A 26,716-nucleotide genomic window follows, 5' to 3' on the forward strand; every position below is an offset into this window, starting at 1 on the left:
GCCCCACGCACAACGAGCATGAACGCCACCAAGCGCCGCGCCATCTACGAAACGCTGCAAAGCCTCAATCCGCACCCCACGACCGAGCTGGAGTTCAGCACGCCGTTCGAACTCCTGATTGCCGTGATGCTCTCCGCGCAGGCCACCGACGTTTCGGTGAACAAGGCCATGCGCAGGATGTTTCCGGTCGCCAACACGCCGGAGACGGTGCTTGCGCTCGGCGAAGAAGGCGTTGCCGATTACATCAAGACGATCGGCCTGTATCGCACCAAGGCCAAAAACGTCATTGCGACCTGCCGCATTCTCATCGAGCAGTACGGCAGCGAGGTGCCGCAAACGCGTGAGGCGCTCGAAGGCCTGCCCGGCGTGGGACGCAAAACCGCGAACGTCGTGCTCAATACGGCGTTCGGCCAGCCGACCATCGCCGTCGACACGCATATCTTTCGGGTTGCGAACCGAACGGGGCTCGCGCCCGGCAAGGACGTGCGCGCCGTCGAAACCGCGCTCGAAAAATTCACGCCGCCGGAGTTCCTCCAGGACGCACATCACTGGCTCATCCTGCACGGGCGCTATGTGTGCAAGGCGCGCCGCCCCGAATGCTGGCATTGCGTAATCGAGCCGCTGTGCGAGTTCAAGCCGAAGACGCCGCCGCCGGAGCTCTGAGCGAGCGCGAGCCCCCGGGCGTAAAATAACGAGTTCACGCGTTGCACGACGCCGCATCCCCCACTCGACCGACTCAAGATGTTCAATCCCAGCCGCGACGAAGTCCGCCGCTTTTTCACCGAGACCTGGCGCAAGCAGCGTGCGGGCGAAATCCTCACGCCGCTAGAGGCGATCGCCGCCGACTGGATCGTCGAGCACCCGGAATATCACGCCGAACTCGCCGACGCCGATGCGGCCGCCGCGCAGGACTACTCGCCCGAGCGCGGCCAGAGCAATCCGTTCCTGCATCTGTCGATGCACCTCGCGATCAGCGAGCAGTTGTCGATCGACCAGCCGCCCGGCATCCGCGCGGCGCACGACCGGCTCGCCGCACGCATGGGCTCCACGCACGACGCGCAGCACGCGATCATGGAGTGCCTCGGCGAAACGATCTGGGAAGCGCAGCGCACGAACACGCCCCCCGACACGGACGCCTATCTCATGCGCATCGAGCGCCGCGCTTCACGCGACTGAGAACGCACGAAAGCGCGACTGAAGCCAACGAAGCCGCAAAAAAACACCCCGCGAACGCCTCGCCGAAAACGAGGCCCACGCGGGGTGTTTCACATGATGCAGCACGCATGACGCGCGCCGCATTCACGCCTACTTCTTGTTGACGAGGTCGCCGCCGAGCGACTCGATATACGCGGCGATATCCTTCATGTCGCTCTGCGAGAGGCTCTGCACCTGCGCCTGCATGATCGGATTGTTGCGGCCAAGGTGCGGATTGCCTGTGCCCATCTGATACTGGCGCAGCGCCCAGTAGATGTAGTCGGCGTGCTGGCCAGCAAGCTTCGGATATTCGGGGCTCACGGGCTTGTTCAGGCCCGGGCCGTGGCAGGCCGCGCAGTTGTGGCTGTCGGCGAGGGCCTTGCCGTTGGAGACGTCGGCCGCGTGCGCGGGATTCAGCGCGAGCGCGGCGGCCAGCGCGAGAGCGGTGCCCGCGAGCTTGATGGTTGCACCGGCAAACGAAGGCATAGCCGTGTAGGGCTTGTTCATGGGTTCTCCACCTGCCGGTTATTTGTTCGGATTGTCTTTCGACGCGGCCGTTTGCGACGCATAGTAGGCCGCGATGTCGGCGATGTCCTGTTCGGTGAGCGAGGACGCGATCGCGTGCATCGTCTCGAAATGCCGGTCGCCCTTCTTGTAGGCGAGCAACGCGTTCATGATGTACTGCGCGTTCTGGCCGCCCAGAATGGGCACGTGGTAGACCTCGGGGTAAGCGGTGCGGTAGTCGGGAATACCATGACAGCCGATACACATCGCCACCTTGTCCTGACCCGCCTTCGCGTTGCCCACGACGTCCGCGTGAGCCGTGACCGCGAAGCACGCCAGCATGGTTATTGCGCCCGTGATGACGTGCTTGCCGACAATTTTTTTCATAGCATCCAACCTGGCTTGAGGGGATTCGAACGCCCGAACCGCAGGCCACGGCCTGCGCCGCATTACTGCTGTTTTACTTTTGGGGTCGCCGTGCAGGCCGAAAAAAATCGGTCCGAGTATACCGCGACGCCGCAGCGGCCGTCCACCGGCCGCGCCACGCCTGGCGGGCCTCGGAGCGCCTGACGGGGCCCTGCGGCAGGCCGGCGGGGCCCACCGGGCGGCCACGCAGCGCCGTGTCGCGCAGGCTCGCTGGCAAGCAACCCGGAGGAACCCTGGCACACACAACGGACTCGCCGCGCGCTCGCCGCAGACGCCTCTGAGCCTGCGTGACCGTGCCCCAAAGAGCGGACCCAACGATACGCGGTGGCGCGCCGACGCAACACCCCATCTGACTTATACTGGGATTTTTTTCCCAGCGAGCGGATTCACCATGCGCGCCACGCGTTTCGAAGGCTCATCGCAGTACGTCGCCACCGACGATCTCAAGCTTGCGGTCAACGCCGCGATCACGTTGAAGCGCCCCCTGCTCATCAAGGGCGAGCCCGGCACGGGCAAGACCATGCTGGCCGAAGAAGTGGCCGCGGCGCTGGGCATGCCGCTCATGCAGTGGCACATCAAGTCCACCACGAAGGCGCAGCAAGGGCTCTACGAGTACGACGCGGTCTCGCGCCTGCGCGACTCGCAGCTCGGCGACGAGCGCGTGAAGGACATCGCCAACTACATCGTGAAAGGCGTGCTGTGGCAGGCGTTCGAGTCGGAAGAGCAAAGCGTGCTGCTGATCGACGAGATCGACAAGGCCGACATCGAGTTCCCGAACGACCTGTTGCGCGAACTCGACCGCATGGAGTTCTACGTGTACGAGACGCGCCAGCTCATCAAGGCGAAGCAGCGTCCGCTCGTGATCATCACGTCGAACAACGAGAAGGAGCTGCCCGACGCTTTCCTGCGCCGCTGCTTCTTCCACTACATTAGCTTTCCCGATCCGGCCACGATGCAGCGCATCGTCGAGGTGCACTATCCGGGCATCCGCAAGGAACTGCTCAACGCGGCGATGGAAAGCTTCTTCGAACTGCGCAACGTCGCGGGCCTGAAGAAAAAGCCGTCTACGTCCGAACTGCTCGACTGGCTCAAGCTCCTGCTCGCGGAAGAGATTCCGCCCTCGGCGCTGCGCGCGGCCGACGGCTCGAAGTCCATGCCGCCGCTCGCGGGCGCGCTGCTCAAGAACGAGCAGGACATGACGCTGTTCGAGCGCCTCATCTACATGAACCGCCACAACCGTTGACCAGGACCCCGCGCGCGAAAGCCGGAGACACCGCATGCTGATCGACTTCTTCTACACGCTGCGCGACGCGAAGCTGCCGGTTTCCGTGAAGGAGTACCTCACGCTCGTCGAAGCGCTCAAGGCGCGCGTGATCGCGCCCTCGCTCGACGACTTCTACTACCTCGCACGCATGACGCTGGTGAAAGACGAGCAATACTTCGACCGCTTCGATCAGGCGTTCGGCGCGTATTTTCGCGGCATCGAGAAGAAGTCCGAACTCGCCTTCGAGATACCCGAAGACTGGCTCAAGAAGCGTCTGGAGCGCGACTTCACGCCCGAGCAGCGCGCGCAGATCGAAGCCATGGGCGGGCTCGACAAGCTCATGGAGCGCCTGAAGGAGCTTTTCGAGGAACAGAAGGAGCGCCACGAAGGCGGTAGCAAATGGATCGGCACGGGCGGCACCTCGCCCTTCGGCCATGGCGGCTATAACCCCGAGGGCATCCGCATTGGCGGCGAAGGCGGCCAGCGCAGCGCCGTGAAAGTGTGGGACGCGCGCGCGTATCGCGACTACGACGACCAGGTCGAAATCGGCACGCGCAACATCAAGGTCGCGTTGCGCCGTCTGCGCCGTTTCGCGCGCGAAGGCGCCGCCGAAGAACTCGATCTCGGCGACACGATCCGCAGCACCGCCGCGAACGCGGGCTGGCTCGACCTCAAGATGGTGCCGGAGCGCCACAACAACGTGAAAGTGCTGATGCTGCTCGACGTGGGCGGCTCGATGGACGATCACATCAAGCGCACGGAAGAACTGTTCTCGGCGGCCAAAGCCGAATTCAAGCACCTCGAGTTCTACTACTTCCACAACTGCGTGTACGACTACCTGTGGAAGAACAATCGCCGCCGCCACGCCGAGCGCACGCCCACGTGGGACCTGCTGCACAAGTTCACGCCCGACTACAAGCTGATCTTCGTCGGCGACGCCACCATGAGCCCGTATGAGGTGCTGCAGCCGGGCGGCTCGGTCGAATACAACAACCCCGAAGCGGGCGCCGTGTGGCTGCGCCGTCTCGCCGACCAGTTCCCCCATTTCGCCTGGCTCAACCCCGAACCCGAGCGACTATGGGAATACCGCCAGTCGGTGTCGATCATCCGCGAGATTCTCGGCCACCGCATGTATCCGCTCACCGTCGCCGGGCTCGAAACGGCCATGCGCGTGCTGAGCAAATAGGCGCCCGCACTCCCGCCCCTTTCCGCTCTTTCGAGGCGGCGCGTTGCCTGAGTGTGACCAGGCCGCGCCGCCCGATGTCGCCATACCTACGCAAAATCTGGAGACCACCTGCATGACCGCCCCCTCCTCCCCTGATCTGCCCACGACGTTCAGGCCAGGACCGCTGCGGCCCTTCGCCGATACCTCGGTCGCCACGATCGTGGCCGGCTTCGTCGCGATGATGACCGGCTACACCAGCTCGCTCGTGCTGATGTTCCAGGCCGGCCAGGCGGCGCATCTTTCCGACGCGCAGATTTCCTCGTGGATCTGGGCGCTTTCCATCGGCATGGCGTTGACGACCATCGGCCTGTCGCTGTGGTTTCGCGCGCCCATCGTGGTCGCGTGGTCCACGCCGGGTGCGGCGCTCCTCATCAGCTCGCTGCCGCATGTGCCCTATGCCGAGGCGATCGGCGCCTATATCGTGTGCGCCGTGCTGCTCACGGCCGTGGGCCTCACCGGCTGGTTCGACACGCTCATGAAGCGCATTCCCGCGGGCATTGCGGCGGCGCTGCTCGCGGGCATCCTGTTCGAGATCGGCATCGAGATCTTCCACGCCGCGCAGGTGCAAACCCCGCTCGTGCTGACGATGTTCTTCGGCTACCTGATCGTGAAGCGCGCCGTGCCGCGCTACGCGATCGTCGCGACGCTCGTGATCGGCATCGCCGCCGCTGCCGTGCTCGGTCTGCTCGACTTCAGCCACTTCCGCGTGGCGGTGGCCAAGCCCGTGTTCACGATGCCGGCGTTCTCGCTCACGGCGGTGGTGAGCATCGGCATTCCGCTTTTCGTCGTGGCGATGGCCTCGCAGAACGTGCCGGGCATCGCCGTGCTGCGCGCCGACGGCTACGACCACACGGCCGCGCCCTCGTCGCCGCTCATCGCCACCACGGGCCTGGCCTCGCTCGTGCTCGCGCCGTTCGGCTCGCACGGCGTGAATCTTGCCGCCATCACCGCGGCGATCTGCACCGGCCCGCACGCCCACGAAGACCGCACGAAGCGCTATATGGCGGCCGTGTGGTGCGGCATTTTCTATCTGATCGCCGGGACCTTCGGCGCGACCATCGCGGCGCTGTTCGCGGCGTTCCCGCAGGCGCTCGTGGTCTCGATCGCGGCGCTCGCGCTGTTCGGCTCGATCATGGGCGGCCTCACCAACGCCATGCAGAACCCGAGGGAGCGCGAAGCCGCGCTCATCACCTTCATGGTGACGGCCTCCGGGCTCACGCTGCTTTCCATCGGCGCGGCGTTCTGGGGGCTCGTGGCGGGCGTGATCACGCAGTTCGTGCTGAATGCGCGGCGCGCGTGAAACGCAACACCAGGCGATTCCGCCATAAAATAATGAAGTCAGCCGCGCCCAAGCGCGCGGCAAATGCGCCAGATCCGGCTGCACGCGCGTCTGCCGTCCATCCGCGCGTGCCGGGCCGCAACGGCGCAGCGCCATTTCGCGTTCCGCCCGGCGCGCCTCAGGTTCACGCCTGAAGCGCACCGGCCGTTCAACTCTCACCGATGCAGGCGCGCACGCGCCCACAAGGCCTGACATGACTACCGCACTCGACCAGCTCAAGCAGTACACCACCGTCGTCGCCGACACGGGCGACTTCCAGCAATTCGTGCAGTACAAGCCGCAGGACGCGACGACCAACCCGTCGCTGATCCTCAAGGCGGTCCAGAAAGCTGAGTACCGTCCGCTGCTCGAAAAAACCGTACGCGATCACGCGAGCGAATCGCTCGAGTCGATCATCGACCATCTGCTGATCGCGTTCGGCACCGAAATCCTCAAGATCATTCCGGGCCGCGTCTCGACCGAAGTCGACGCCCGCCTCTCGTTCGACACGAAAAAGTCGATCGACAAGGCCCACCACATCATCGACCTGTACAAGCAGGCCGGCATCGGCCGCGAGCGCGTGCTGATCAAGCTCGCCTCCACCTGGGAAGGCATTCGCGCCGCCGAAGCGCTGCAAAAGGACGGCATTCACTGCAACATGACGCTGCTCTTCTCGCTCGCGCAAGCCGCCGCGTGCGCCGAAGCGGGCGCGCAGCTGATCTCGCCGTTCGTGGGCCGCATCTACGACTGGTACAAGAAGGCCAAGGGCGCCGACTGGGACGACGCGAAGGACGGCGGCGCGAACGACCCGGGCGTGCAGTCGGTGCGCAAGATCTACGCGTACTACAAGAAGTTCGGCCACAAGACCGAAGTGATGGGTGCGAGCTTCCGCAACACGAGCCAGATCGTCGAGCTGGCCGGCTGCGACCTGCTCACCATCAGCCCGGACCTGCTGCAAAAGCTCCAGGACAGCACCGAGAAGGTCGAGCGCAAGCTTTCGCCGGCAGCGTTCAAGGACGCGAAGATCGAGCGTGTGGCCGTGGACGAGCCGTCGTTCCGCTTCCAGCTCAACGAAGACGCCATGGCGACCGAGAAGCTCGCCGAAGGCATCCGCGCGTTCGCCGCCGACGCGATCAAGCTCGAAAAGATGATCGAAGAGCTGCGCGCGAAGTAACGCGCCGGCGCTCCATGCAGAGCGCATCGAACCATCGATGACCGAGGGCCGCACATGCCGCATGTGCGGCCCTTTCTTTTGCGTGCGGGCGAGCAACGTCCGTTCCCGTCTGCGCTCTCGCAAACCCTGACGACACATCGCTCGGTAATGCCCAGGCGCGCGCCTAGAATCAGGGCAGCGGTGCAACCCGCCGCATGATCCGGCCCCGTGCCTACCCGCGCACGATAACCGGCCGGCCAACGTCCCGTCCGCAAGGAAACCGACGATGCAAATCCAGCCCTACCTCTTTTACCCCGGCAATTGCGACGAAGCGATCGCCTTCTATGGCGAAGCGCTCGGCGCGAAGGAAGTGATCAAGATGCGCTTCAAGGAAGCGCCGCCGGACCCCGCCCGCCCCATGCCGCCCGAATTCGCCGAAAAGATCATGCACGCGACGCTCCAGATCGGCGACGCGCAGATCATGGTGTCCGACGGCGGCTGCATGACGCAGAACGACAAGTTCCTCGGCTTCGGCGTCTCGCTCACCGGGCCCGACGTCGCCACGGCCGAGCGTTACTTCAACGCGCTGGCCAAAGGCGGCACGGTCACAATGCCGTTTGCGAAGACCTTCTGGTCGCCTGGCTTCGGCATGCTGACCGACAAGTTCGGCGTGCCGTGGATGGTCACGGCGCCGCACGACCAGGCCGCCTGACCCCGCGCCGCAGCCGGCGTTGCGCGCCCGGCGTCACACCATGCGGTGCGTCGCGGCGCGCTCGATGTTCCAGCGCGGTTCGGTGTCGAGCAGGAGCGCGCGCAGGCGCTCCACCTGCTCCTCCACACGCAGGCTGAGCCAGTACGGCCCCTGCATCTGCGGCTCGGGGCAGCCCTGCGGCGCCTCCGGCACGCCTTCATGGACGCCCGCGCCCGCCTCGGCCGCCGCCTCGCCCGTCGCATCGTCCTCTGCCCCGCCGTCCACCCATGCCGCAACCGGGCGCAGCGCCTGCTGCGCCGCCTCGGGGTGGCGCCCGCCGCCAAATCGCAGCGCCCGTGCCGTGGCGAGCAGCGCACGGCGCACGGTCTCGCTGCGCTCGGCGAACGCCTCGCGCACGAGCGACTGCTCGTAGCTGCCCGTGCCGGTGCAGAGCATCTCCAGCGCGCTCAGGAGCGAGCGATGCAGACGCTGCACCTGTTCGAGCTGCGCGAGCGGCACATCGATCTCCTTGGCCACCGAAGGCATCAGCGCGCGCAGCTGCACGAGCCGTGCGTTCAGGCGCATGAAGGTCTGCACCTGGTCGTCCGAATCGACGTGCACGCCGCTCGCCACCTGCGCGTACACGCGCGCGCATTCGCGCAGATTGTCGGCGAGGCTGTAGCGCCACGAATACGTGGCGTGCAGCGGCAAGGCGAACGAAAACACGAGCGCGATGACGATGCCGAGAATCACGTTGAGCGTGCGCCAGAGGCCCGTATCGATGAGGTTGTCGCCATGCCCCGCGACGATGCACATGGTGATGGCGGCAAGGAGGGCGACGTAGCCCGGCTTGCCAATGGCGTAGTACCCGCACACGGCCGCCACGAGCGACATCAGCACGTAGGTAAGCGGCACGGAGCCCGTGATGGCCTGCACGACGATCAGCACGAGCCCGATCACGGCGCCCAGCATCGTGCCGAGCGCACGCTCGGCGGCCTTCTTGCGGATGTTGCCTTGGTGCTGCAGCCCGCCGATCACGACGAGCAGCGTGACCGACGCCCAGATGCCATGCGGAATATCGATGCCCGAGGTCGCGAGAATCGAGGCGAGCATGGCGAGGCCCACGCGCACGCTGTGTATCACCTTGGCATTGCGGTAGCGGTAGTACGGCGACGTCAGCGCACGCCACATGCGCGCGAGGCGCGAGCGGCGGCGCGGCGTGCGCACGCGTCGCGCGCCGCTGTGCGCGGACCGGGAGCGGGATTCGGTTTCGGATGGGGCCATGGCGCGGGCTGGACGTGAGCCAAATCAGCCGCCATCGTGCACCAGAAAAACAAATGCCCGCAACTAAGTGTTGCGGGCATTGTCGGCAAGTCCGGACCGGCGGTGCGCGCCGGGCCGAAGTGTACCGAGCGGATCAGCCCTCGACGACGTCGAGATAGTCTTCCGGACGCGTGCGGTCCTGGCTCTTCTGCATGCCAACCAGATGCACGAGCGCCGACACGACAACCGAGACCACGAGGTTCACGATCAGCGACCACACCGCGGCGTAACCCGGAATCGCCATGCCGAACAGGTGAATCGTGAAGATCGAGCCTGCGAGCTTGAGCGAAATGGCCATCCACGTGCCGGTGGCGATGCCGACCGCCCAGCCCACCAGCAGGCCGCGGTAGTCGAGCATGCGCGTGTAGAGACCGAGCACGATGGCGGGCAGCGTCTGGATGATCCAGATACCGCCGAGCAGCTGCAGCTGGATCGCGTACGTGAGCGGCAGGCCCAGGATGAACGCCACCGCGCCGACCTTCACGATCAGCGAGACCAGCTTGGCGATGTTGGTCTCCTGCTCGTGATTCATGTTGCGGTTGATGAACTCCTTGTGGATGTTACGCGTGTACAGGTTGGCCGCTGCAATCGACATGATCGCGGCGGGCACCAGCGCGCCGATACCGATAGCGGCGAACGCCACGCCCACGAACCACGACGGGAAGAAGTGCAGGAACAGCGCCGGCACCGCGAAGTTCGGACCGAAGGCCTTGAAGTACGGCGCGAATTCCGGCATGTCCTTCACGCCCGCGGCAAGCGCCATGTAGCCGAGCAGCGCGAGCAGGCCGAGCACGAGCGAGTACGCGGGCAGCATCGCCATGTTGCGGCGGATGGTGTTGCCCGACGACGACGACAGGATCGCCGTGACCGAGTGCGGGTACAGGAACAGCGCGAGCGCCGACCCCACCGCGAGCGTCGCGTAGGCGCTATATCCGTTCAAACTCGCGGCATCCGGCGACTTGAGCAGCAGCTTGGCCGGCGGCACCGCGCCGAAGATGTGGCCGAAGCCGCCCATCTGCGCGGGAATCACGATGATCGCGACGATGATCGTGATGTAGATGAGGATGTCCTTCACCACCGCGATCATGGCCGGCGCGCGCAGGCCCGAGGTGTACGTGTACGCGGCGAGAATCGCGAATGCGATGATGAGCGGCAGGTCGCCGACGAAACCCGTTGTGTCGAAGCCAAGCGCGCCGATCACCACTTCGATACCCACCAGCTGCAGCGCGATATACGGCATGGTCGCGACGATACCCGTCACGGCGATGGCGAGCGCGAGCATGCGGCTGCCATAGCGCGCGCTCACGAAGTCGGCCGAGGTGACGTATTGATGGCGCTTCGCGACGGCCCAGAGCTTCGGGAACACGACGAACGCGAACGGATAGATCAGGATCGTGTACGGCAGCGCGAAGAAACCCGTTGCGCCCGCACCGAACACGAGCGCCGGCACGGCAATGAACGTGTATGCGGTGTACAGGTCGCCGCCGAGCAGGAACCATGTGACGATCGTGCCGAAGCGGCGGCCGCCGAGGCCCCACTCTTCGAGGTGGGCGAGGTCGCCCTTGCGCCAGTGCGCGGCCACGAAGCCGAGAACCGTGACGCCAAGGAAGAACAGGATAAAGACAATCGTTGCTGTAACGTTCATTGCGCGCCCCCTGCATCGCCCTTGCGGCGAGTCTTCGTCTTGAAGTAGACGAGCGCGGTAATGGCAGCGCTAATCAGCACCCAGAGAAGCTGATACCAGTAGAAAAACGGGAAGTCCCACAGAGTGGGTTCGATCTTGTTGTACGACGGCACCCAGACCATCGCGATCCAGGGCAGCAGCAGAAGCCACAGCCAATGCTTGCTTGATTTTCCGGCGTCGGCGTCGTGAGCCATGACGTCTCCTCGTTGCTTATGTAGTTATGCGGCGTTGCTCTGTTCGCGGTCCGCCGTCCGGCCCGTCTGGCGTATAGCGGCCGATGGCCTCACAGACGGATAGCCCGCAAGGTCCCCGAAAGCGCTGAAAAGAGTATCGAGGCCACGCCGCACGGTCAAGCAGGGCGGACCCGAATTTCGAGGACGTTGTCAAGAGCCAACGGCTTGCGCCAGGTCCAGGAAATCGTCCGCGGATGCCTGGTGCGGGCGAAAAAAAACCGGCCCTGATGCCGGTTTTCTGTGCTGAAACGGCGTTGCCGCCGTTCGCGCGGATCAGATCGAGAACGTCGCGCCGTTCTGGCCGCTCGATTCGCGCAGCGCCTTCACCCACTGGTGCGCCGGCAGGCCGAGCTTGCTCTCGAGCAGGCGCGCACGCTTTTCGAGGGCCTCGTACGTGACTTCGAGCGCCGGGCCCGAAAATGCGAGCGCCACGCGATTGCCTTCGTGCACTTCGGGCAGCGCGATCACGCGGCCGTCGAAGGCTTCATTCAGGCGCTTCATGTTGCGCACGAAGCTCGGGTGGTCGCCGAACAGGTTGATCGTCGCGACGCCGGCATCGGTCAGGCACGCGCGCACGGCGCGGTAGAACGCCACGCTGTCGAGCACCGGGCCGCGCGCGGTCGCGTCGTACACGTCGATCTGCAGCGCGCCGATCGTGCCGTGATTGGCGCGGTCCTGCACGAAGTCCCACGCGTCGAGTTCGCGCACGGTGAGACGCGCGTCGTCGTACGGCAGCTCGAACATCGTGCGCGCGGCCACGACGACCGCCGGATTCAACTCGATCGCCTCGACCTTGGCCGGACGCAGATAGCGATGCGCGAACTTGGTGAGCGCAGCCGCGCCCAGACCCAGTTGCACGATGCGCTCGGGCGTGGCGATAAAGAGCAGCCACGCCATCATTTGCTGCGCGTATTCGAGTTCGATGTGCAGCGGCTTCGAAAGACGCATCGCGCCTTGCACCCACTCCGTGCCGAAGTGGAGATAGCGCACACCGCTCTCTTCCGAGAACGTGACCGGCGCGAAACGCGGCTTGCGCGGCGCTTCGATGACCGGAGCGTTGTCGAGATCGTCGGCGGCTGCAGCGGCTGCGCGGCGCGGGCGCTTCGTGACCTTCGCGGTCTTGCCCGCGGGCTCGCCCGATTGCGTCGCGTTGCCGGATTGCTTGAATGCGCGGGCCTCGGCGGAGGCGCGCTTGATGAGAGTCGTCATGGAGAAAATCGCTTGCTGTGGGGTCGCAAATTCAGGGGCATCTGCCCGGGCGACCGAGAGCATAGCATTCGTGGCGCTTCGGGCCTGATTTGGCGGCCACTTCGCGCGCGGGACCAGACACTCGCGCGGCTAAGTGGCTGCGCGCTTACGCATGTATGTGCCAGCGCTCAGAGGCGCGCGGGGCGCCGTTTCGACCGTCGCTTTCGCGCTGACATTCGAACGTCGGTTCTGCGGCAGACACCGACGTTCGCCCAAGCCGTTAAAGCTTCGCAGCGTTTGGCTGCTGTGCGGTTTTTGACGCGTCCGGCGCGACCGGCTGATTGCGCGTCCAGTTGATGAATCCATTCAGCATCGGGTGAAACAACGGATCATCCAGTCCTGCCATGTTGAAAGCGGTCATATCGATCAGCAGAACGGTCTTTCCGGTGCTGGCGTCGATCGCCTTCAGCGTTCCCTCGAAGTTGTAGCCGCCCTTGAACACTGCATTGGGCTCGACGATAAGGAACGGACCGATCTCCTTGCTGAGGTTATTGAGTCCAACGAGATCGGACACACTCGGAACCTTGCTGCCCAGGTTGCGTTCAATAACGATCGCCTGCAAGTCATCCTTCGTCACGACCTGCTTGAAGACATGCATATCCTTAAGGGCCGCCACAAAAAAATCGACAAATCGTGGATTCGGATTTTCCGCGTTGATCTTCAGATAGACCATCTGCGTGTAAGCCGGATCAAACTTCTCCGCTACACGAATATCGGCGGGCTTCAGTTCGGTGTGGGTGGAATACAAGCCCGAAGCTGGGTCCGGTTTCTCGACATGCAGCGTCGTATTGCAGCCTGCAAGCAGGCCGGCGAGCAAAAATGCAAAGACGAAACGAAGCACCACTCCTCCTTAAATGAATGACGTCTCCAGTGCAATATCGGCATAGGACATAAAACCTTAAGCCTTGCAAAACTGGGCCTCGTCATGGCGCTTCGATCGCGATCAATGCCCGTTCAAATCGACTGTCGTAGTTGTCGCCAAACGGCGAGCTTTTCCGCGTACGGAACGGAGGCATGGGCCGGGCTGCTCGACGGCAGGCGAAGCAGCCGATATCGATCGCCACACTCGCCAAGTGCCTTCACGCCAATCTTCGCTGCCGTCCCGCCATTGAAGGCAATGGTCGACAGATTCGGCAACGCCTCGATAAGCGCAATCAAATCATTGGCTGCATGGTCTCGTATCTGGCTATCGAGGCTTCCAGCGCGACGAGCCTGAGCGACCACGTCCCATAACCCAAAGCGGTTTTCGAGCAACGTATCGAGACGCGCCGCATAGTCCATGTCGACCAGATTACGACCGATCACCTCGCCCACCAGATGCCAGAACTTGTTCTGCTTATGCGCGTAGTACTGCTGATGTGCAAGCGACGCCTCGCCCGGCAGACTGCCGAGAATGAGCACGCGCGTATGCGCATCGACGACGGGATCGAAGCAGGTCTTGAAGGTCATGGCAACAGGACGCGACGTTCAACGCGGCGCGTGATGCGCGCGCGAGGCCGTGTGATCGAGCGGGCCGCGCTCGCGGCCGAGATGCACGCCGGTTTCCTGGGTGAGCGGAGCGCTCGCGAGACGCGACCATAGCGCGGGCAACATGCATTCGGTCACGAGTAGCGGCGCGCCCGCGCGCTCGAACACCGAGCGGCGTGCGACGAACCGCGCGTGCGCCGGCTCGGGCGCGCTCTCGCGAGCCGCAAGCGCATAAAGCGGATGCCGCGCGCTCACGCGCCGGCTCACGAGCGCCGAGCGAGCCACGCCGCTATCGCTATAGAGCAGCTCCGCGAGCGGCCGCGTGCGCAGGCGCCGCATGGCCTGCCACACGCCATGACTCGCGGCGAGCGGCGTCACGCTGTGCGCGGCGACGAACGGCACGCCGTCGACTTCGAGCACGATCTCGCGCACCCACGCGCGCTCGCGGGGCGCGAGGCCGAGCGCGGCGCATTCGTCGGACCACGGCATATCGACGGCTTCGCGCGTCACGCGCACGACCACGCGTCCGAGCGTGCGCAAATGCGCCGTGAGCGAACCGCCGCGCGTGAGCCAGTCCTTCTGGTCGGCGCTCAAGGCGGGCAAGGGCGTGACGCGCCAGTGCGCGTTAGCGGCATCGAATCGGAGAGGCATGGCGCGCATTATAGGCCGCGAGGATTTCAGTTCGCTGCGAGCGGGGCGGACAAAAGAAAAACCCCTTGCGGCGGGCAGCCACAAGGGGTCTCGGACACAACGCTGCGTGACGCCTTAGCCAGCGCGCCCCATCAACAACGCATTCGTGCGCTTCACGAAACTCGCCGGATCCTCCAGCGCGCCGCCTTCCGCCAGCAGCGCCTGATCGAACAGCAGATTGCACCAGTCGCCAAAGTCCGCGCTATCGGTGCGCAGCGCCTTCACGAGCGGATGCTCCGGGTTCACTTCGAGAATCGGCTGCATCTGCGGAGCCTGCTGCCCCGCCGCCTTCAGCATGCGCTGCAGATAACCGCTCATGTCGCCTTCGTCGGCCACGAGGCACGAGGGCGAATCGGTCAGGCGGAACGTGAGGCGCACGTCCTTGGCCTTATCCTTGAGCGCTTCCTTCATGTGCTCGACGAGCGGCTTGAGTTCCTCGCTCACCTTCTCCTGCTGCTGCTTTTCCTCGTCGTTGAGCGCGCCGAGGTCGAGGTCGCCACGCGCCACGCTCGCGAGCGGCTTGCCGTCGAATTCGTTCAGGAACGAGAGCATCCACTCGTCCACGCGGTCCGTGAGCAGCAGCACTTCCACGCCCTTCTTGCGGAACACTTCGAGATGCGGGCTGTTCTTCGCGGCCTGCCACGTGTCGGCGGTGACGTAGTAGATCTTCGTCTGCTCGGGCTTCATGCGCGCAACGTAATCGGCAAGCGCGACGGTCTGCTCGTTCGTGTCGTTGTGCGTGGACGCAAAGCGCGCCAGCTTCGCCACACGCTCGCGATTGGCGTGATCCTCGCCAATGCCTTCCTTGAGCACCTGGCCGAACTCGGTCCAGAACGTCGTGTACTTCGCCTTGTCCTCTTCGCTTGCTTCGGCGTCCGTAACAGCGCCCGCCATTTCTTCGAGCATCGAGAGCACGCGCTTGGTCACGCCGTCGCGAATCGCCTTCACGTCGCGGCTTTCCTGCAGGATTTCGCGCGAGACGTTGAGCGGCAGATCGCTCGAATCGACCACGCCCTTCACGAAGCGCAGATAGTTCGGCAGCAGTTGCTCGGCGTCGTCCATGATGAAGACGCGCTTCACATACAGCTTCAGGCCGCTCTTGTGGTCGCGGTTCCACATGTCGAACGGCGCATGCGACGGCACGTAGAGCAGCTGCGTGTATTCGCTGCGGCCTTCCACACGGTTATGCGTCCACGCGAGCGGATTCTGATGGTCGTGCGCGAGGTGCTGATAGAACTGCTGATACTGCTCGTCGCTGATCTCGCTCTTCGAACGGGTCCACAGCGCGCTCGCCTGGTTGATGGTCTCGTACTCGTCCTTCGTGACCATCTCGCTCTTCTCGGCGTCCCATTCTTCCTTCTTCATCTCGATGGGCAGGCCGACGTGGTCCGAATACTTCTGGATGATCGACTTGATCTTCCAGGCGGAAAGCAGTTCGTCCTCGCCTTCGCGCAGATGCAGCGTGATCGTCGTGCCGCGCTGCGCGCGCTCGATCGTCTCGACGGCGAACTCGCCCTCGCCCGCGCTCGTCCAGCGCACGCCCTCGGCAGCCGTCAGGCCCGCGCGGCGGCTTTCCACCGTGATCTTGTCCGCGACGATGAAGCCCGAATAGAAGCCCACGCCGAACTGGCCGATGAGCGCCGCGTCCTTCTGCTGGTCGCCCGAGAGCTTGCCGAAGAATTCCTTCGTGCCCGAGCGCGCGATCGTACCGAGGTTCGACACGGCTTCGTCATGGCTCATGCCGATGCCGTTGTCGTCGATCGTGATGGTGCGCGCGTCCTTGTCAAAGCCCACGCGAATGCGCAGGTTCGGATCGTTTTCATAGAGCGCGCTGTTCGCGATCGCCTCGAAGCGCAGCTTGTCCGCTGCGTCCGATGCGTTCGAGATCAGCTCGCGCAGGAAGATTTCCTTGTTGCTGTACAGCGAATGGATCATCAGGTGCAGAAGCTGTTTCACTTCTGCCTGGAAGCTCATGGTTTCTTGTGCCATGGTCGAGGGTCCTCTTTCGTTGCAGTTCTGGTCTGACAAATTGATGGCCGCAAGTGCTCAGCGGCGCGCCGCACGCGCAGTTGGGGACAGACGGCGCCGGTTTCAAGAGCCGCCGGCCGCGAAATCACGCTTGTGCGCCGCCGCCGCGCCGGGCCACGCCTTCGAGATAGTCGGCGAGGAATGCAGGCAGCGCCGGATCGCCGCAGTTGGCGATGTTGAAGCGCATCCACGTGGTGGGCGACTGATGCGGCGAAAAAAGGCTCCCCGGCGCGAGCAGGAAGCCCGTTTCGTGGCCCGCCGCGGTGAGCGCGTCCGCGTCGACGCCGGTATCGGCCCACAGGAACATACCCGCGCCCGGTGCCGCGAAAAGGCGCAAGCCGGCGCGCTCCAGCATGCGCGCCGCCTTGTCGCGCACGCCGTCCAGCCGCCCGCGCAGGCGCTCCACGTGGCGCCGGTAGTGGCCCTCCGTGAGCACGCGGTAGAGCACGCGCTCGTTGAGCTCCGGGCTCGTCATGCCGACGAGCATCTTCTGGTCCGCCACCGCTTGGGCCACGTCGAGCGCGCTCGCGATATAGCCCACGCGCAGGTTCGGAGCGAGCGTCTTCGAAAAGCTGCCGAGATAGATCACGCGGCGCAACTGGTCGAGGCTCGCGAGGCGCGTGGCCGGATAGCCCGCCGGGCAGAGGTCGCCGTAGATATCGTCTTCGACGACGATGAAGTCGTACTGTTCCGCCAGCCGCAGAATGCGGAACGCTTGCGCGGCCGTGAGCGACGTGCCGGTGGGGTTTTGCAGCACCGAGTTGATCACGAGCATCCTGGGCCGCCAGGTTTCGACCAGCGCTTCGAGCGCGTCAAGGTCCGGCCCGTCGGGCGTGTACGGCATGCCCACGAGCCGCGCGCCCTGCGAGGCGAAGCGCCCGAACATCTGGAACCACGCGGGGTCGCCCACGATCACCGTGTCGCCGGGCTGCACGTAGATGCGCGCAAGCAGGTCGATCGCCTGGGTGATACCCGAGACGAGCACGATCTGGTCGGGCGTCGCGCCGATCTCGAGTTCCGCCATGCGCGTCTGGAGCTGCTGGCGCAGCGGCAGAAAGCCTTGCGGCGAGCCGAAGCCGAGCAGTTGCGTGCCGCTCTGCCGGCCCAGCGAGCGCATTGCGCCGGTCAGCAGTTCGCCGTCCAGCCAGCGAGCAGGCAGATAGCCCAGACCCGGCCCTTTTTCCGGCCGCGTGGAGGTGTGAAGCATGTTGCGCAGTAGCCAGACCACGTCGATGGTGGACGGCGCGGGCGCGGCGGCGGTCATCGCACCCTCGGCACGGACCGCAGCGCCTGCCGTCACCGGCGCGCGTTCGCCGCCCGCCACGAGCGCCAGCCGCTCGCGCACGTAGAAACCGGAACCGCGCCGCGAGTCGAGGTAGCCCTGCGCGACCAGACGCTCGTACGCCTCGACCACGGTGAAGCGCGACACGCCCTTGTCGAGCGCGAGCTTGCGGATGGACGGCATGCGCATGCCGGGGCGGAACACGCGCTCCTCGATGCGGCGGCGGCCCCACTGCACGAGCTGGTCGACGAGCGTGAGCGTGGCCGCGTCGTGCGGGGCGGGAATCTGGTCTAGCGGGACGGAGGACATGAGGACTCCCGGAACTCGAACTGTACAGAGCACTATCGGGCCGATTGTACCGTTACTGTCCGCAGCCATACCGGTACATTTGATCGCATGCGTACCGGTAAGGATTCGGTGGAGGCGTCGGCACACTGTTGCGGCGCGCGCTTCCGCCCTCTTCGCTCCGGCCCCGAGATCACTCCGCGCCCCGTCCTGACATGAACGCCTCGCCGCTTCGCCTCGATCACCTCGTCGTTGCCGCGCGCACGCTGGAAGAAGGCGTGCAATACGTGAGCGACGCGCTCGGCGTCGCGCCCGCGGGCGGCGGCGCGCACCCGCTCATGCGCACGCACAACCGTCTGCTCGGGCTGTGGGGCGGCGTCTACCTGGAAGTCATCGCGATCGATCCCGCCGCGAAAAACGACGCGAACGCCCGCGCACGCCTGTTCGCGCTCGACGATCCCGCCGTGCAGGCACGCCTTGAACAGGGGCCGTATCTGTCGCATTGGGTCGCCCGCGTCGATCCGCCGAAAAACCTGGCGCGCTGGCGCGAACAGTATCCGCAGCGCATTCCCGAACTCGTGCCGATGACGCGCGGCGATTTTTCGTGGCAGCTCACGGTGCCGCGGGACGGCGCGTTCCCGGCCTGGCAAGGCGCGGGCGACGGCATTCTGCCCTCGCTGATCCAGTGGGATACGGCCCATCACCCGTCGCAGGTGCTGGCCGACACCGGCATCGCGCTCACGTCGCTCTCCGGCTTTCACCCTCAAGCGCAAGCGGTGCGCGAGCAGCTTCAGTGGCTCGGCGCGGCGCATCTGATCGCCGTGGAGGAAGCCCTCTCGCCCGCGCTCGTCGCGCAGTTCGAAACCCCGTCCGGTCCGCGCACGCTCGGCGCGCCGGCACGCTGATCCGTCGAGCGCAAAGTCCCGCATGAAAGCACGCGAAACCCAAGGCATGCTGCTCGGCCTCGTCGGCGTCATGATCTTCAGCCTGACCCTGCCGATGACGCGCATCGTCGTCGCCGAATTCAATCCGCTCCTGAACGGCCTGGGTCGCGCGCTCGCCGCCGCCGTGCCGGCCGCGCTGCTGCTCGCCATCCGCCGCGAGAAGCGGCCCACCTGGCCGCAGGTCAAGAGCCTCGGCGTGGTGTCGCTTGGCGTAATCGTCGCGTTTCCGGTGTTTTCCGCCATTGCGATGAAGACCGTGCCGGCCTCGCATGGAGCCATCGTCAATGGGCTCCAACCGCTCGCCGTGGCGATCTACGCCGCGTGGCTCTCGCACGAGCGGCCCTCGAAGGCGTTCTGGATCAGCGCGCTGATCGGCAGCGCACTCGTGGTCGCGTTCGCGCTCCAGGCGGGCGGCGGCTCGCTGCACGCGGGCGACGCGTGGATGCTCATCGCGGTGGGCATCGGCGCGCTCGGCTACGCCGAAGGCGCGCGCCTCGCACGCCAGCTCGGCGGCTGGCAGGTGATCTGCTGGGCGCTCGTGGTCTCGGCGCCATTCCTCGCGCTGCCGGTCGGCTGGCTCGCCTGGGCGCAGCATGTGGCGCATCCAGGCCCCGTTGCGATGAAAACCTGGCTCGCTTTCGGCTACGTCACGGTGTTCTCGCAGTTCATCGGCTTTTTCGCGTGGTACGCGGGGCTCGCCATGGGCGGCACGGCGCGCGTGGGCCAGGTGCAGCTGCTGCAGATTTTCTTCACGATGGCGTTCTCGGCGCTCTTTTTCGGCGAGCAGGTTGCGCCCTCGGCCTGGCTCTACGCGGCCGCCGTGATCGCCACCGTGGTGCTGGGCCGGCGTGCGGCGATCCGCACGGCCCCGGCGCCCGCGCGCGCATGAGCCGGTTTCGCGTCATAATCGAAGGTTTTCGGCGGCATCCGGCGGCGCGTGATCGCGCCCCATGCCGCCACTGAATCCGTCACTCGCCCCACCCCAACAAGGAGACCCCATGGACCAGAGCGATCTCAAGGCCGCGCCCGCGTGGCAACTGTCCGAGCGTGCAATCAAGCTGACCAGCTCGGCGATTCGCGAAATCCTGAAGGTCACCGAGCGTCCCGAAGTCATTTCGTTCGCAGGCGGCCTGCCCGCGCCGGCCAGCTTCCCGGCCGAGGAAATGCGCGCCGCCGCCGACCGCATCCTGCGCGACGACCCCGCAGCCGCGCTCCAGTACAGCGCGACCGAAGGCTATATGCCGCTGCGCGAATGGATCGCCGCGCGCCACTCGGTGGGCGGCGTGAAGGTTCGCCCCTCTCAGGTGCTCATCACCACAGGCTCGCAGCAGGCGCTCGACCTGCTCGGCAAGGTGCTGATTTCGACCGATAGCCCCGTGCTCGTGGAAACGCCCACCTACCTCGGCGCGCTGCAGTCGTTCTCGCTTTACGAGCCGAAGTACGTCCAGGTCCCGACCGACGAAAAGGGCCTCGTGCCCGAAGGCCTCACGCCCGAGCTGACGGCTGGCGCGCGCCTGCTCTACGCGATCCCGAACTTCCAGAACCCCACGGGCCGCCGCCTGCCGCTCGAGCGCCGCCAGGCGCTCGCGGAGTTCGCGAAGCGCGCGCCCTTCCCCGTGATCGAAGACGATCCCTACGGCGCGCTGCTCTACGCGGGCGAACCGCTGCCCACGGTCCACTCGCTCGCGCCCGAGCATGTCGTGCATCTCGGCTCGTTCTCGAAGATCCTGGCGCCTGGCCTGCGCCTCGGCTACATCATTGCGCCCGAAGATCTGCACTTCAAGCTCGTGCAGGCCAAGCAGGCCACCGACCTCCACACGCCGACCTTCACGCAGCGCATCGTCTACGAGGTGGTGAAGGACGGCTTCCTCGACACGCACATCCCGAAGGTGCGCGCGCTCTATCGCAACCAGTGCGAGGCGATGCTCGACTCGCTCAAGCGCAACATGCCCGAAGGCGTGAGCTGGAACCGCCCCGAAGGCGGCATGTTCATCTGGGTGACGCTGCCCTCGAACATCGACAGCATGAAGCTGCTCGCCGAAGCCGTCGCGCAGAACGTGGCCTTCGTGCCCGGCGCGCCGTTCTTCGCCGACGAGCCGCAACACAACAAGCTGCGCCTGTCGTTCGTCACGGTGCCGCCCGCGAAGATCGAAGAAGGCGTCGCGAAGCTCGCGGCCCTGATCCGCGCGCACGCCTCGCACGCCTGATAGGCACGGCAGGTTTTTTCCGACTCAATACCCGAACGAGGAATCCTGATCATGGCTGACATCAACATCTACGACCGTCTCGAACAGCTCGGCATCACCCTGCCCCAGGCAGGCGCACCCGCCGCGGCTTACGTGATGAGCGCCCAGAGCGGCAACACGGTGTACCTGTCGGGTCACATCGCGAAGAAGGACGGCAAGGTGTGGGCCGGAAAACTCGGCGAGTCGCTCACGACCGAAGAAGGCAAGGCTGCCGCACGCTCGATCGCGATCGACCTGATCGCCACGCTGCATGCCCACACGGGCGACCTCAACAAGGTCAAGCGCGTGGTCAAGCTCATGAGCCTCGTGAACTCGACGCTCACGTTCACCGAGCAGCACATCGTCACGAACGGCGCTTCGGAGCTGATCGCCGACGTATTCGGCGAGAAGGGCAAGCATGCACGTTCGGCGTTCGGCGTCGCGCAGATTCCGCTTGGCGCGTGCGTCGAGATCGAGCTGATCGCCGAAGTCGAGTAAGCAAGCTTTGGTAACGTGCGCGGGCCTGCATCAAGGTCCGCGCACTTTCACGCAGTCTTCTGTTGCGCGTTCGCGCAATCGGGCGCATCTTCTCGCGCCACCCCTCCCCCTCTACGATCGTCCCGCCATGACCCTGCACAGCGTCCGCTTCAAACAGGTCGACGTCTTCACGTCGGTACCCTTCAAAGGCAACCCGCTCGCCGTGGTGTTCGACGCCGATGGCTTGAGCGGCGACGCAATGCAGGCCATCGCGCGCTGGACGAATCTCTCGGAAACCAGCTTCCTGCTCGCCCCGACCGACGTGCGCGCCGACTATCGCGTGCGCATCTTCACGACCAAGGGCGAGCTGCCCTTCGCGGGCCACCCGACGCTCGGCACTGCGCACGCGTTCCTCGAAAGCGGCCGCACGCCGAAAACGCCGGGCCGCCTCGTGCAGGAATGCGGCGCCGGTCTCATCGACCTGGCAGCAGGCGAGAACGGCGCATGGGCTTTCGCCGCGCCGCCCGCGCAGATCACGCCGCTCGCCGCCGCGCAGTTCGATGCGTTGCGCACTGCGCTTCGCTCGCAAGCCATCGACTTCACGGCGACGCCTTGCGGCGTCGATAACGGCGCGCCGTGGCTCGTCGTGCGCCTCGCATCGGCGCAAGCGGTGCTCGCGCTCGACGTGGACTATGCGGCGATCGAAGCCGTGGCCGCGAGCGTGGGCGCGCACGGCGTGGCCGCCTATGGCCCGCATGAGGCCGGCGGCCCCGCCACCTTCGAAGTGCGCTGCCTGATGACGGGCCTCGGCAAGGGCGAAGACCCCGTGACCGGCAGCGCGAACGCTGCCATCGCCATGCTGCTCGCACAGCAGAACCGGCGTCCGGGCGCCCGCTATACGGTGCGCCAGGGCACGGCGCTCGGGCGCGACGGGCGCGTGCACGTCGAATATGACGATGCGGCGAACAAGATCTGGATTGGCGGTCATTCATTAACCGTCGTCGACGGAACCTGCCAGCTCGGCTAAGCGCCAGCAGCGCCCTTCTCATGCATGGTGCATGGCCCACCATGCGCCGCTGCGCATCTATGCACCGCACATGGGCATCGCGCGCGTGTTGAGGTAACCCTCGCGTATACCCGGGGGACCACAGCTTCCTTAATCATTCCCCAACCATTAATATCGAAACATCGGACGCATGACGCGTCCGGCGTTCATTGCTCGCGCGCAATGCGCGTATTCCCCAGCCACCCGTTATTCATGCCGCCGACTCAACTGAGCGCATCGTTGCCGTTCTGCCCACCGCATCCGCGGTGCGAACTCACGCGCCTACGGCGGCCGAGATGAGCGCCACGCGGGGTCCGTTCTCGCGCGATTCGAGCCTGCGCAACGCGCCTGGCCCGGCATACACGCGCCCGCGCGCGTTGCTTGCCATTCCGCTGCTCGGCGTGCTGGTGCTCTTGCTGCTTTGGGCGGTGATCTTCACGCGCCTCTCGGTCGAGAAGGAAGCGACCCTGCGCGAGGCCACGGCCTCGGCGGCGATCCTCTCGGCGGCGCTCGAACAGCACACCGTCAAGGCGATCCACCAGGTCGACCAGATCACGCGCTTCGTGAAGTACGAGTTCGAGAAGTCGCCGGGCCGCTTCGATCTCGCGAGCACGGTCGAGAAGGGCGTGGTGCAGAGCGACTCGCTCGTGCAGGTGTCGATCATCGACGAGCACGGCAAGCTCGTTGCCAATACGGCCGACCCGAACCCCAAGCCCATCGATCTCTCGGACCGCGAGCACTTCAGGGTGCACGAGCACGAGAACGACGATCAGCTCTTTATCAGCAAGCCGGTGCTCGGCCGCGTGTCCGGCCACTGGACCCTGCAGATGACGCGCCGCCTCAATCACCCGGACGGCTCGTTCGCGGGCGTCGTGGTCGTGTCGGAAGACCCGAGCTATTTCACGAGCGACTTCTACAACAACGCGGCGATCGGCCGTGACGGCGTGATCGCCGTGATCTCGGACAGCGGCGCCGTGCTCGCGCGCCGCACCGGCAGCGCCGAACGTGCGAACGGCACGTTCTCGGCGAGCGGCGTGTATCCGATCTCGGAGCACGTATCGGGCACCTATGTCGACCCGATCGATCACGTCACGCGCATTGTCTCGTACCGCCATATCGACGGTTATCCGCTCGCCGTGCTGGTCGGTCTCTCGCAAGCCGAGGAGTTCGCCGACTACAACCACACGCGCGACGTCTACCTGATGATGGCGACGTTCATCTCGCTCGCCATGCTGTCGTTCTTCGCCGTGGCCACGGGGTTGATCGGCAAGCTGCTCGGGCGCGAGCGCGAGATGTCGCAACTCGTGCAGTACGACCTGCTCACGGGCCTGCCCAACCGCTACGCCACGCTGCAACGTCTGCGTCACGAAGTCTCGCAGCCAGGCAACCTCGGGCGTCTCGCCATTCTCTTCATCGACCTCGACAACTTCAAGACCGTCAACGACACGCTCGGCCACAACGCCGGCGACATCGTGCTGCAGATGAGCGCCGCGCGCCTTGCCGACGCCGTGGGCGGCGCGGGCACGCTCGCGCGCATCGGCGGCGACGAGTTCGTGGTGATCGTGAAGGGCGACGACATCGAAAAGCGCGCCATCGCGCTCGCCGAAGCGACCAATGCCGCGTTCACGCATCCGTTCGACGTGCGCGGCAGCGCGTTCGTGCTGCATGCGAGCACCGGCATCGCGCTCTTCGCCGTCGCGCACGAGAGCGAAATCGATCTGCTCAAGAAGGCCGACCTTGCGATGTACGCCGCGAAGGAGGCCGGACGCAACTGTTTCCGCTTCTACTCGCCGCAGCTCGCGCACCGCGCCGACCACCTGATGAAGTGGGAGCAGCAATTGCGCGTTGCGCTCGCCGAGGACCAGCTCTTTCTCGCCTACCAGCCGAAGATCGATTTGCGCCGGCGCTGCATCACGGGCTTCGAGGCGCTCGTGCGCTGGAACCATCCGCAATACGGGCTCATTCCCGCGGGCGAATTCATTCCGGTGGCCGAATCCACGGGCCTCATCGTGCCTGTGGGCGATTTCGTGATCCGCACCGCCTGCGCCCAGCTCGCTCAGTGGCAGCAGCAAGGCTATGAGTCGCTCACGCTCGCCATCAACATTTCGGCGGTGCAATTCTGGCGAGGCGACCTCTACGAGACCGTGGCGCACGCCATCGAAGAAACCGGCATCGCCGCGCACCGGCTCGAACTCGAGATCACCGAAACCGCGATGATGGAGTACCCGGAGCTGGTGTCGGAGAAGATCTTCGCGTTGAAGCGTCTTGGCGTGCGCGTCGCGCTCGACGACTTCGGCACCGGTTATTCGTCGCTCTCCTACCTGAACCGCTTCGCCGTCGACACGCTCAAGGTCGACCGCTCGTTCGTGCAAGCCATTCCCGCGGACCGCAGCGTGTGCGTGATGGTCTCCGCGATCGTCAACCTTGCGCGCTCGCTCGGGCTCACGGTGGTCGTAGAGGGCACCGAAACCGAAGAGCAGATCGCATGGCTCTCCGCGCTCGGGCCGATCGAGGCGCAGGGCTTCCTGTTCTCGCGCCCCGTGCCGGTCGAAGGCGTGGCCGCGCTGATCGAGCGCTTCGGCGTGTGCAGCGCAACGCAGCCTGGCGCACAAGCCGCTCGCGAAGATCACCGCAACGAGCGCCTGAGCGACGCACCGCAATCGCGCTGACGTGTGTCATTGCGCAGGTTGGGCCCATTTTCTGCGCACTTTCTGGTGACTTCCGCGAGCCGCGTGCTTTCGCGCACAGACGTCCACGCCCCCTCGCACGCATGATGCAGCCATGCAAACTCGCACCGACGAAGCGATCGCGGCCCGTGGTACAGGCACATTCCGCGACAACGATGAACCGCTCCTGACGCTCTTTCGCGTTGTGCTGACCGTTTCCGCGGTCTCGTGGGGCGGCCTCGCGCTGATGGCGCAACTGGAGCAGCACTACGTGGAGCGCGAAGCGCGGCTCACGCCAACCGCGTTCTCGGATCTGGTGGCGCTCGCCTGGATGGTGCCGGGGCCGGTGGGCTGCAACGTCGCGGTGCAACTCGGCCACGCGCTGCGCGGGCGCGCGGGTGCCTGGATCGCGGGCGTGGCAAGCGTGCTGCCGTTCTTCGCGCTGATGACGGCGTTCGCCGTCTTCTATCGCACGCCGCTCGTGCACTCGATTGCCTCACGCACGCTGCTCGACCATTTCAGCGTCGTGCTCGCCATGCTGATTGGAGTAACCTGGTACCGTCAAACCCGCGCGCTCGTACGCGGCCCGCTCGAATGGGGCGTGGCGCTCGCGGCTTGTGCGACGCTCGCGCTCGCCGCAAGCGCCGCGGCCTACGTGGCGATTCTGCTTGTCGCGTTTGCCGCGGGCTGGCTCGCGAGCCCCGTGCCTTCGCAGCGGCTCGAATTGCGCGTGACGCGGCGCGACGTGCAGTTGCTCGCCGCGCTTGCGGCGCTGATCGTCGTGTTCGCGCTGCCGCTGCCACACCCACTCGACGCAGCGCTGCTCTGGCCGCGTCTCGCGGGCGCGGGCATGACGTTGTTCGGGGGCGGCTTTTCCGCGCTGCCCGTATTGAAAACGCTGTTCGTCACGCCAGCGGTGGGCATCACCAACGACGACTTCACGCTGGCGTTCACGCTCTCGCCGCTTTCGCCGGGGCCGCTCTTGAACGTGGTGCCCTTCTTCGGCTATCTCGTGGATGGCTGGGTCGGCGCGCTCGTCGCCACGCTCGCGCTCTTCGTGCCTTCGGGCTGCCTCGTCGTGCTCGCGCGGCGGCACCTGCATCGCATGAAGGCGAACCCGCGCTTCGAGCACGCCATGCGCGTGCTGCGCGCGGCGACTACCGCGTTTCTCGCCATTGCCGTCTGGCATATCGCGCGGCACGTGCCGCCGCATCCGTCGTATCTGCTGACGGCCGTGTTCTCGGCGATGTGCTTTGGCAAACTCAAGCTCCCCGCTTACGCGGTCTACGCGACGGTCGGGCTCGCGTGCGGGGCGTGGCTGCTGTGGGCCTGAAACGCGGCATC

Annotated in this window: 25 protein-coding genes; 14 read left to right on the top strand and 11 right to left on the bottom strand. The window is 65.6% G+C overall.

From position 1 onward, the window contains the following. Positions 1-18 precede the first annotated feature (18 nt). Together nth and U5A57_RS27230 are read left to right on the top strand one after the other, a co-directional pair. Positions 19-663, top strand: coding sequence for an endonuclease III (gene nth, locus U5A57_RS27225; RefSeq protein WP_321914725.1), 645 nt, complete (start codon positions 19-21; stop codon positions 661-663). A gap of 78 nt (positions 664-741) precedes the next feature. Further along, complete coding sequence (locus U5A57_RS27230) at positions 742-1,176, top strand: DUF1841 family protein (RefSeq protein ID WP_158757325.1); 435 nt, start codon at positions 742-744, stop codon at positions 1,174-1,176. A gap of 129 nt (positions 1,177-1,305) precedes the next feature. On the opposite strand, the gene U5A57_RS27235 is transcribed toward U5A57_RS27230, so the two are convergent. Next, positions 1,306-1,701: a cytochrome c gene (locus tag U5A57_RS27235; protein WP_321914726.1), complete on the bottom strand. Its 396-nt coding sequence runs from the start codon at positions 1,699-1,701 to the stop codon at positions 1,306-1,308. Between the two features lie 18 nt (positions 1,702-1,719). Continuing rightward, positions 1,720-2,085: a c-type cytochrome gene (locus U5A57_RS27240; protein WP_158757323.1), complete on the bottom strand. Its 366-nt coding sequence runs from the start codon at positions 2,083-2,085 to the stop codon at positions 1,720-1,722. A gap of 430 nt (positions 2,086-2,515) precedes the next feature. Between U5A57_RS27240 and U5A57_RS27245 the strand changes: the two genes are divergently transcribed. From U5A57_RS27245 to U5A57_RS27265, 5 genes are all read left to right on the top strand, one after another. Next, positions 2,516-3,367, top strand: coding sequence for an AAA family ATPase (locus U5A57_RS27245; protein ID WP_158757322.1), 852 nt, complete (start codon positions 2,516-2,518; stop codon positions 3,365-3,367). A gap of 34 nt (positions 3,368-3,401) precedes the next feature. Beyond that, positions 3,402-4,574: a VWA domain-containing protein gene (locus tag U5A57_RS27250; RefSeq protein ID WP_321914728.1), complete on the top strand. Its 1,173-nt coding sequence runs from the start codon at positions 3,402-3,404 to the stop codon at positions 4,572-4,574. Positions 4,575-4,686: 112 nt separating this feature from the next. Next, a complete protein-coding gene (locus U5A57_RS27255; RefSeq protein WP_321914730.1) occupies positions 4,687-5,913 on the top strand; it encodes a benzoate/H(+) symporter BenE family transporter in 1,227 nt (408 codons plus the stop codon). A 232-nt stretch (positions 5,914-6,145) separates the two neighbouring features. Then, a complete protein-coding gene (gene tal / locus U5A57_RS27260) occupies positions 6,146-7,105 on the top strand; it encodes a transaldolase (RefSeq protein ID WP_321914731.1) in 960 nt (319 codons plus the stop codon). Between the two features lie 265 nt (positions 7,106-7,370). Further along, a complete protein-coding gene (locus U5A57_RS27265) occupies positions 7,371-7,796 on the top strand; it encodes a VOC family protein (protein ID WP_321914732.1) in 426 nt (141 codons plus the stop codon). A gap of 33 nt (positions 7,797-7,829) precedes the next feature. Here U5A57_RS27265 and U5A57_RS27270 read toward each other — a convergent pair whose 3' ends face one another. From U5A57_RS27270 to U5A57_RS27310, 9 genes are all read right to left on the bottom strand, one after another. Next, positions 7,830-8,966, bottom strand: a complete 1,137-nt coding sequence (locus U5A57_RS27270; protein ID WP_321914776.1) for an FUSC family protein — start codon at positions 8,964-8,966, stop codon at positions 7,830-7,832. 226 nt (positions 8,967-9,192) lie between these two features. Continuing rightward, positions 9,193-10,743: a monocarboxylate uptake permease MctP gene (mctP, locus tag U5A57_RS27275; RefSeq protein ID WP_321914733.1), complete on the bottom strand. Its 1,551-nt coding sequence runs from the start codon at positions 10,741-10,743 to the stop codon at positions 9,193-9,195. Continuing rightward, positions 10,740-10,976 (bottom strand): DUF3311 domain-containing protein, encoded by a 237-nt coding sequence (locus U5A57_RS27280; RefSeq protein WP_321914734.1) that lies wholly within the window; start codon positions 10,974-10,976, stop codon positions 10,740-10,742. The genes mctP and U5A57_RS27280 overlap by 4 nt, the downstream gene beginning before the upstream one ends. 312 nt (positions 10,977-11,288) lie before the next feature. Beyond that, positions 11,289-12,224, bottom strand: a complete 936-nt coding sequence (locus tag U5A57_RS27285) for a spermidine synthase (protein WP_321914735.1) — start codon at positions 12,222-12,224, stop codon at positions 11,289-11,291. Positions 12,225-12,483: 259 nt separating this feature from the next. Continuing rightward, positions 12,484-13,104 carry a hypothetical protein gene (locus U5A57_RS27290; RefSeq protein ID WP_321914736.1) on the bottom strand — a complete coding sequence of 207 codons (621 nt, stop codon included), beginning with the start codon at positions 13,102-13,104 and terminating at the stop codon, positions 12,484-12,486. Positions 13,105-13,217: 113 nt separating this feature from the next. Beyond that, positions 13,218-13,712 carry a DNA-deoxyinosine glycosylase gene (locus U5A57_RS27295; protein ID WP_321914737.1) on the bottom strand — a complete coding sequence of 165 codons (495 nt, stop codon included), beginning with the start codon at positions 13,710-13,712 and terminating at the stop codon, positions 13,218-13,220. 18 nt (positions 13,713-13,730) lie between these two features. Next, complete coding sequence (locus U5A57_RS27300) at positions 13,731-14,381, bottom strand: chorismate--pyruvate lyase family protein (RefSeq protein WP_321914738.1); 651 nt, start codon at positions 14,379-14,381, stop codon at positions 13,731-13,733. Positions 14,382-14,495: 114 nt separating this feature from the next. Beyond that, the gene (htpG, locus tag U5A57_RS27305; protein WP_321914739.1) at positions 14,496-16,409 is read right to left on the bottom strand and encodes a molecular chaperone HtpG; all 1,914 of its coding nucleotides are present in this window, start codon (positions 16,407-16,409) and stop codon (positions 14,496-14,498) included. A gap of 124 nt (positions 16,410-16,533) precedes the next feature. Further along, entirely contained in the window at positions 16,534-18,039 is a 1,506-nt protein-coding gene (locus U5A57_RS27310) for a PLP-dependent aminotransferase family protein (RefSeq protein WP_321914740.1), read from the bottom strand. A gap of 191 nt (positions 18,040-18,230) precedes the next feature. Between U5A57_RS27310 and U5A57_RS27315 the strand changes: the two genes are divergently transcribed. The 7 genes from U5A57_RS27315 to U5A57_RS27345 all read left to right on the top strand — a co-directional run bounded on the left by U5A57_RS27315 (position 18,231) and on the right by U5A57_RS27345 (position 26,705). Next, on the top strand, positions 18,231-18,920 hold the full coding sequence (locus U5A57_RS27315) for a VOC family protein (RefSeq protein ID WP_321914742.1): 690 nt from the start codon (positions 18,231-18,233) through the stop codon (positions 18,918-18,920). A 22-nt stretch (positions 18,921-18,942) separates the two neighbouring features. Next, positions 18,943-19,848, top strand: coding sequence for a DMT family transporter (locus tag U5A57_RS27320; protein ID WP_321914743.1), 906 nt, complete (start codon positions 18,943-18,945; stop codon positions 19,846-19,848). Positions 19,849-19,957: 109 nt separating this feature from the next. After that, entirely contained in the window at positions 19,958-21,166 is a 1,209-nt protein-coding gene (locus U5A57_RS27325) for a PLP-dependent aminotransferase family protein (RefSeq protein ID WP_321914744.1), read from the top strand. Between the two features lie 51 nt (positions 21,167-21,217). Then, positions 21,218-21,682, top strand: coding sequence for a RidA family protein (locus tag U5A57_RS27330; protein WP_321914745.1), 465 nt, complete (start codon positions 21,218-21,220; stop codon positions 21,680-21,682). Positions 21,683-21,809: 127 nt separating this feature from the next. Continuing rightward, positions 21,810-22,688 carry a PhzF family phenazine biosynthesis protein gene (locus U5A57_RS27335; RefSeq protein WP_321914746.1) on the top strand — a complete coding sequence of 293 codons (879 nt, stop codon included), beginning with the start codon at positions 21,810-21,812 and terminating at the stop codon, positions 22,686-22,688. 314 nt (positions 22,689-23,002) lie between these two features. Beyond that, positions 23,003-25,375 carry an EAL domain-containing protein gene (locus U5A57_RS27340; protein WP_321914747.1) on the top strand — a complete coding sequence of 791 codons (2,373 nt, stop codon included), beginning with the start codon at positions 23,003-23,005 and terminating at the stop codon, positions 25,373-25,375. A 112-nt stretch (positions 25,376-25,487) separates the two neighbouring features. After that, positions 25,488-26,705, top strand: a complete 1,218-nt coding sequence (locus U5A57_RS27345) for a chromate transporter (RefSeq protein ID WP_321914748.1) — start codon at positions 25,488-25,490, stop codon at positions 26,703-26,705. Positions 26,706-26,716: the final 11 nt, after the last annotated feature.

Source organism: Paraburkholderia sp. J11-2 (genome assembly GCF_905220185.1).
Lineage (GTDB): Bacteria > Pseudomonadota > Gammaproteobacteria > Burkholderiales > Burkholderiaceae > Paraburkholderia.

Bases quoted from the DNA above. Each gene is read 5' to 3' on its own strand.
- nth (WP_321914725.1), top strand. From the start codon at position 19: ATGAACGCCACCAAGCGCCGCGCCATCTACGAAACGCTGCAAAGCCTC.
- U5A57_RS27230 (WP_158757325.1), top strand. From the start codon at position 742: ATGTTCAATCCCAGCCGCGACGAAGTCCGCCGCTTTTTCACCGAGACC.
- U5A57_RS27235 (WP_321914726.1), bottom strand. From the start codon at position 1,701: ATGAACAAGCCCTACACGGCTATGCCTTCGTTTGCCGGTGCAACCATC.
- U5A57_RS27240 (WP_158757323.1), bottom strand. From the start codon at position 2,085: ATGAAAAAAATTGTCGGCAAGCACGTCATCACGGGCGCAATAACCATG.
- U5A57_RS27245 (WP_158757322.1), top strand. From the start codon at position 2,516: ATGCGCGCCACGCGTTTCGAAGGCTCATCGCAGTACGTCGCCACCGAC.
- U5A57_RS27250 (WP_321914728.1), top strand. From the start codon at position 3,402: ATGCTGATCGACTTCTTCTACACGCTGCGCGACGCGAAGCTGCCGGTT.
- U5A57_RS27255 (WP_321914730.1), top strand. From the start codon at position 4,687: ATGACCGCCCCCTCCTCCCCTGATCTGCCCACGACGTTCAGGCCAGGA.
- tal (WP_321914731.1), top strand. From the start codon at position 6,146: ATGACTACCGCACTCGACCAGCTCAAGCAGTACACCACCGTCGTCGCC.
- U5A57_RS27265 (WP_321914732.1), top strand. From the start codon at position 7,371: ATGCAAATCCAGCCCTACCTCTTTTACCCCGGCAATTGCGACGAAGCG.
- U5A57_RS27270 (WP_321914776.1), bottom strand. From the start codon at position 8,966: ATGTGGCGTGCGCTGACGTCGCCGTACTACCGCTACCGCAATGCCAAG.
- mctP (WP_321914733.1), bottom strand. From the start codon at position 10,743: ATGAACGTTACAGCAACGATTGTCTTTATCCTGTTCTTCCTTGGCGTC.
- U5A57_RS27280 (WP_321914734.1), bottom strand. From the start codon at position 10,976: ATGGCTCACGACGCCGACGCCGGAAAATCAAGCAAGCATTGGCTGTGG.
- U5A57_RS27285 (WP_321914735.1), bottom strand. From the start codon at position 12,224: ATGACGACTCTCATCAAGCGCGCCTCCGCCGAGGCCCGCGCATTCAAG.
- U5A57_RS27295 (WP_321914737.1), bottom strand. From the start codon at position 13,712: ATGACCTTCAAGACCTGCTTCGATCCCGTCGTCGATGCGCATACGCGC.
- U5A57_RS27300 (WP_321914738.1), bottom strand. From the start codon at position 14,381: ATGCCTCTCCGATTCGATGCCGCTAACGCGCACTGGCGCGTCACGCCC.
- htpG (WP_321914739.1), bottom strand. From the start codon at position 16,409: ATGGCACAAGAAACCATGAGCTTCCAGGCAGAAGTGAAACAGCTTCTG.
- U5A57_RS27310 (WP_321914740.1), bottom strand. From the start codon at position 18,039: ATGTCCTCCGTCCCGCTAGACCAGATTCCCGCCCCGCACGACGCGGCC.
- U5A57_RS27315 (WP_321914742.1), top strand. From the start codon at position 18,231: ATGAACGCCTCGCCGCTTCGCCTCGATCACCTCGTCGTTGCCGCGCGC.
- U5A57_RS27320 (WP_321914743.1), top strand. From the start codon at position 18,943: ATGAAAGCACGCGAAACCCAAGGCATGCTGCTCGGCCTCGTCGGCGTC.
- U5A57_RS27325 (WP_321914744.1), top strand. From the start codon at position 19,958: ATGGACCAGAGCGATCTCAAGGCCGCGCCCGCGTGGCAACTGTCCGAG.
- U5A57_RS27330 (WP_321914745.1), top strand. From the start codon at position 21,218: ATGGCTGACATCAACATCTACGACCGTCTCGAACAGCTCGGCATCACC.
- U5A57_RS27335 (WP_321914746.1), top strand. From the start codon at position 21,810: ATGACCCTGCACAGCGTCCGCTTCAAACAGGTCGACGTCTTCACGTCG.
- U5A57_RS27340 (WP_321914747.1), top strand. From the start codon at position 23,003: ATGAGCGCCACGCGGGGTCCGTTCTCGCGCGATTCGAGCCTGCGCAAC.
- U5A57_RS27345 (WP_321914748.1), top strand. From the start codon at position 25,488: ATGCAAACTCGCACCGACGAAGCGATCGCGGCCCGTGGTACAGGCACA.